The organism is Parvibaculum sp., assembly GCF_035325945.1.
GTDB lineage: Bacteria > Pseudomonadota > Alphaproteobacteria > Parvibaculales > Parvibaculaceae > Parvibaculum.
Genome location: NZ_DAOKYX010000031.1, coordinates 13,194 through 17,602, shown reverse-complemented (window position 1 = coordinate 17,602; position 4,409 = coordinate 13,194). Strand labels below are relative to the sequence as shown.

General features: G+C 67.1%; 6 protein-coding genes. 4 read left to right on the top strand and 2 right to left on the bottom strand.

Annotated elements, in window-relative coordinates; genetic code table 11:
- Nucleotides 1-12: 12 nt before the first annotated feature.
- Together secB and PKA57_RS12780 are read right to left on the bottom strand one after the other, a co-directional pair.
- Nucleotides 13-507, bottom strand: coding sequence for a protein-export chaperone SecB (secB, locus tag PKA57_RS12785; protein WP_324301145.1), 495 nt, complete (start codon nucleotides 505-507; stop codon nucleotides 13-15).
- Between the two features lie 103 nt (nucleotides 508-610).
- Complete coding sequence (locus PKA57_RS12780; protein ID WP_324301143.1) at nucleotides 611-1,144, bottom strand: FxsA family protein; 534 nt, start codon at nucleotides 1,142-1,144, stop codon at nucleotides 611-613.
- Nucleotides 1,145-1,462: 318 nt separating this feature from the next.
- Here PKA57_RS12780 and PKA57_RS12775 point away from each other — a divergent pair, with 318 nt between their 5' ends.
- The 4 genes from PKA57_RS12775 to PKA57_RS12760 all read left to right on the top strand — a co-directional run.
- Complete coding sequence (locus PKA57_RS12775; protein WP_324301141.1) at nucleotides 1,463-2,206, top strand: Tim44/TimA family putative adaptor protein; 744 nt, start codon at nucleotides 1,463-1,465, stop codon at nucleotides 2,204-2,206.
- 134 nt (nucleotides 2,207-2,340) lie between these two features.
- Nucleotides 2,341-3,432, top strand: a complete 1,092-nt coding sequence (locus PKA57_RS12770) for an MltA domain-containing protein (protein ID WP_324301139.1) — start codon at nucleotides 2,341-2,343, stop codon at nucleotides 3,430-3,432.
- A 385-nt stretch (nucleotides 3,433-3,817) separates the two neighbouring features.
- The gene (locus PKA57_RS12765) at nucleotides 3,818-4,144 is read left to right on the top strand and encodes a Smr/MutS family protein (RefSeq protein WP_324301138.1); all 327 of its coding nucleotides are present in this window, start codon (nucleotides 3,818-3,820) and stop codon (nucleotides 4,142-4,144) included.
- On the top strand, nucleotides 4,141-4,409 hold a 269-nt coding region (locus tag PKA57_RS12760), incomplete at its 3' end, for a helix-turn-helix domain-containing protein (protein WP_324301136.1). The genes PKA57_RS12765 and PKA57_RS12760, both read left to right, overlap by 4 nt.

The window sequence follows — 4,409 nt, the reverse complement described above, 5'->3', positions numbered from 1 at the left end:
TTTGGCCGCCCGTCAGTTCGGCATCGTCCCTTCGGGCGCGCCGCTGAGATCGCCGCGGCGCTGCTGGAACAGCGTGACGAAATCGATCGGATCGATGAGCAGCGGCGGGAAGCCGCCATCCCGCGTCGCGTCCGCGATGATCCGGCGCGCGAAGGGGAAGATCTGGCGCGGACATTCGATCAGCAGAACGGGCTCGAGGCTGTCGGCCGGAATGTTGGTGAGCCGGAAGAGGCCGCTATATTGCAGCTCGACCAGAAACATCTGCTCTTCATTCGTCTTGGCATCGACGCCGATGGCGAGCGTGATCTCGAAATCGGTCTCGCTGAAGCGCTGGACGTTCACATCGACGCGCACGCCGATGGCGGGCTGATGCTCGAGCGGCCCGAGGGTGCGCGGCACGTTCGGATTCTCGAACGAAAGGTCCTTGATGTACTGCGTGAGGATGCGGAGCTGCGGCCCCGCTTCGCCCTGAGCCTGCGTGTCTCCCGGAAGAATGTCGTCGGCCATGGGCCCCCTCACCGTCTCTGTCGGAATGCGATCCTGCTGGCTAACATGGAACGAACCCAGCGACAAGAACGCCAAAGCCCGCAATCCAGCCCTTTTCGTTGCCTCAACCGCCGCTGGAAGGCGGCAGGCTGCCACGCCAGGGCGAGGACGCGCCCGAAGCCGGCGGCTTTCCGGTTGTGTCCCTGGCTCCCGGTTCGTCTTCCACCGCCTCGCCCTCGATGATCGGCCCCCGCCCCCAGTCGGCCCGCATGCCTGCCGAGGTGCCGAACTGCACATTCGCATGGGCCATGAACCATTGCGCCGCATGCCGTCCGATCAGCCGCCTGAGCGGGGGAACGAGCAGCAGGAGCCCGATCGCATCGGTGAGAAGGCCCGGCGTCACCATGAGAAGGGCGGCGAGCACCAGAAGGAAGCTGTCGAGCACTGCGCCCACCGGCATCTCGCCCCGGCCGAGCGCCATCTGCGCCTTGCGGAAGGTTTCGAGCCCCTGCCGGCGCAAGAGCCATGTTCCGAAAACTGCGATGGCGATGACCAGCGCGATGGTCGGGCCCGCGCCGATGAGCCCGCCCACCTTGATGAAGACGGCGATTTCGGCCAGCGGGACGAGAATGAGCGCGGCGAGGATGAAAGGCGCCAAGGCGATCTCCATATATCGGGCGAATGCGGTCCTGCGGCGCTTCGCGGACCGTATGTCCCGCCGGTAGCAAACCGGCGGTGATTGGCCTAGTTTAGTGGATGAAACCGACACATGATCCGGAAAGATTGGCACTTGCCGGACAAACTGGTGTACCGGGTTCAGCAGCTTGAATGCGATCCGGCCCGGCAGGGCGGTCCGAGCCCGGCAGCCATGCCGGTCGAACCGCGCTTCGGGTCCAAAGGGGGCGGCCGTTCCTGAACCGTCAATCCGGTTCGGGGTGGCGCCGTCGCCCGATATTCTGGTGAAAGGTGGCCCGGGATGGGCGAAGCATCGACGCTTTTTAATCTGATACTGCTCGCGATCGCGGTGGGCGTGTTCCTGAAGCTGAGGAGCGTGCTCGGGCGGCGGACAGGGAATGAGCGCCCGCCCTACGATCCCTATTCCGCGCCGGAGAAAACGGCGACGAGTGGCGACGACAAGGTGATCTCGCTGCCGAGGCGGCCCCAGCAGGGCCCGCAGGAGCAGGCGGGAACCGTCGAACCCTATCCGCAACGCGACGAGCCCCATGTGGTCAAGGACCGCTGGGCCGGCATTGCGCCCGAGGGTTCGCCCCTCGCCCAGACGCTGACCGAGATCGCGCTCGCCGACCGGGGCTTCGACGCCGAGGCGTTCCTGTCCGGCGCACGTATCGCCTATGAGACGATCGTGACTGCATTCGCCAATGGCGATCGCAATACGCTTGCGCCATTGCTGGAAGATAACGTCTTCAAGAGTTTCGAGGGCGTCATCGCCGGGCGCGAGTCGCGCGGCGAGACGGTCGATCAGAATTTCATCGGCATCATCGAGGCGGCGCTGACCGCCGCCGCGCTCGACGGACGCCGCGCGCGGCTCACCGTCAGGTTCCGCAGCGAGCTGACGGCCTGCGTGAAGAACAGCGATGGCGTCGTCATCGAGGGCGATCCCGTGACCGTGCGCCGCGTCACCGACATCTGGACCTTCGAGCGCGACACGGGCAGCGCCAATCCGAACTGGCGCCTTGTCGCCACCGATTCCGCGGCCTGACATCACGGATGCTGGGGCACATGAGGGGGCGAACGGGAAAGAAGGCCGGAAGGGCCGGATTGCCTTGTGGTATGGCCGGATTTTTCGGCCTGGTAGTGCTGGCGCTTGCGGGCTGCAGCAGCGGGGAAGCCTCCATGCGGGAAAGCCCGATCGAAGGTCCGGGGCGGGTGGCGCTGAGCTTTGCCGATCTCGAAGGCTGGAAGGCGGATGACCAGTCGGCGGCCCTCGCGGCCTTCCGCCGCTCCTGCCAGCGTATCCTCGCGCTCGACGATCAGGCGCCTCTCGACACCCGTGGCGCCGACACTTCCGTCTATGGCCGCGCGGGCGACTGGCGCCCGGCCTGCAGGGCGGCGGCGAGCGTCGGCGGTGGTCCGGCTGCTGCCCGGACCTATTTTGAAACCTGGTTCGCGCCAATTCGTTTTGAAGCCGGAATGGAATCGGGTTCCCTCATCACAGGTTATTTCGAGCCCGTAATGAAAGGCTCGCTGACCGAGGGCGGCATCTACCGCACCCCGGTCCTCGCATTGCCTCCGGCCTTCGCCGATGCGCGGGCGGCGGGCAAGCTCCTGCCCACCCGCGCCGAGATCGAGGACATGGTGGCCTCGGGCCGGATCGATCGCAGGAATGCTCTCGTCTGGCTTGCGGACCCGGTGGACGCCTTTTTCCTCCATGTGCAGGGCTCGGGCCGGGTCGAGCTTCCCGACGGGCGCATGATGCGGCTCGCCTTCGCGGCCAAGAACGACCGCCCCTACACCTCCATCGGCAAGGTCCTGATCGACATGGGCGCCATTCCGCGCGAGGAAGTGTCCATGCAGACGATCCGCGCCTGGCTGGAGGCCCATCCCGACCGGATCCCGTCGATCCTGCGCCAGAACGAATCCTATATCTTCTTCAGGGTGCTCGCCGGAGCCGCGCCCGAGGCAGGGCCGCCGGGCGCTGAGAAAGTGAGCCTCACACCCGGACGGAGCCTCGCGGTCGATCGCCGCTACCATCCGCTCGGCGCGCTTCTCTGGCTCGACACGCGCTCGCCCGAGCCCTATGGACCGGGCAAGGTCACGCTCAGGCGGCTGATGGTCGCGCAGGATACCGGCACCGCCATTCGCGGGCTGCAAAGGGCCGACGTCTTCTGGGGCGCGGATTCGGGCGCCGCCGAGATTGCCGGGCGCATGAAGGAGCCGGGCGAACTCATCGCCCTCGTTCCCAAGGCCATCGCGCCGCAGCGCTGAGGCCGGGATCGGCTTGAGGGAGACACATATGAGCGGCGAGGGAGGCCATGATGACGGGGCGCGGCCCAAACGCCGCAAGACCCGCCTCCGCGCCCTGAGCGAGGATGAGCACAAGCTCTGGCGGGCGGTGGTCCGGGACGCGCGGCCGCTTTCACGCAAGAGACGCAGGCCAGAACCCGCTGCTGAATCCCTGTCCGTGTCTGCGCCCGCTCCGGCGGCGCAAGCCGCGGAAAGTCCAGCACCCGCCCAAATCGTTCCGGCCCCAAAACGGAAACCGGCCTCTCATTCCGCCTCCAAAACGATTGTTGCGCCGCACCCGGCCGCCTCGGCTCCGCCCCTCACCGGTCTCGACCGCCGCACGAGCCAGCGGCTTGCGCGCGGCCAGATGGAGGCCGAGGCTCGTCTCGACCTTCATGGGCTTCGCCTGGACGCCGCGGAGGAGGCCCTGTTCGGCTTTCTCTCCCGCGCGCGCCAATCGGGCATGCGCCTCGTGCTCGTCATCACCGGCAAGGGCGAGAGCCCCTTCACCCGCCACACGCTTCATGGCGCGCACTACCATGAAGCGCCCGAACGCACGGGCAAACTTCGCTCGGCACTACCGGTATGGCTGGGTGAGTCGCGCTTTCGCGGGCAGGTGGCGGGCTTCCAGCCTGCGCATCCGAGGCATGGCGGCGGCGGCGCCTTCTATATCTGGCTCAGGAAAAAGCGATGACGCCCTTCGGCCGGAAAATCCGCGATCTTCGCGCGGCCCGTGGCATCCTCCTCAAGGACATGGCGGCCGCGCTCCGGGTAACGCCCGCCTATCTCTCGGCGCTGGAGCATGGCCGGCGCGGCCGGCCGAGCTGGCGGCTCGTGCAGGCGATCATCGGCTATTTCAATGTGATCTGGGACGAGGCCGAGGAGATCGAGCGTCTCGCCCGCCTCTCCCATCCGCGCATCGTCATCGACACGTCGGGCCTCGATCCCAGGGCGACCGA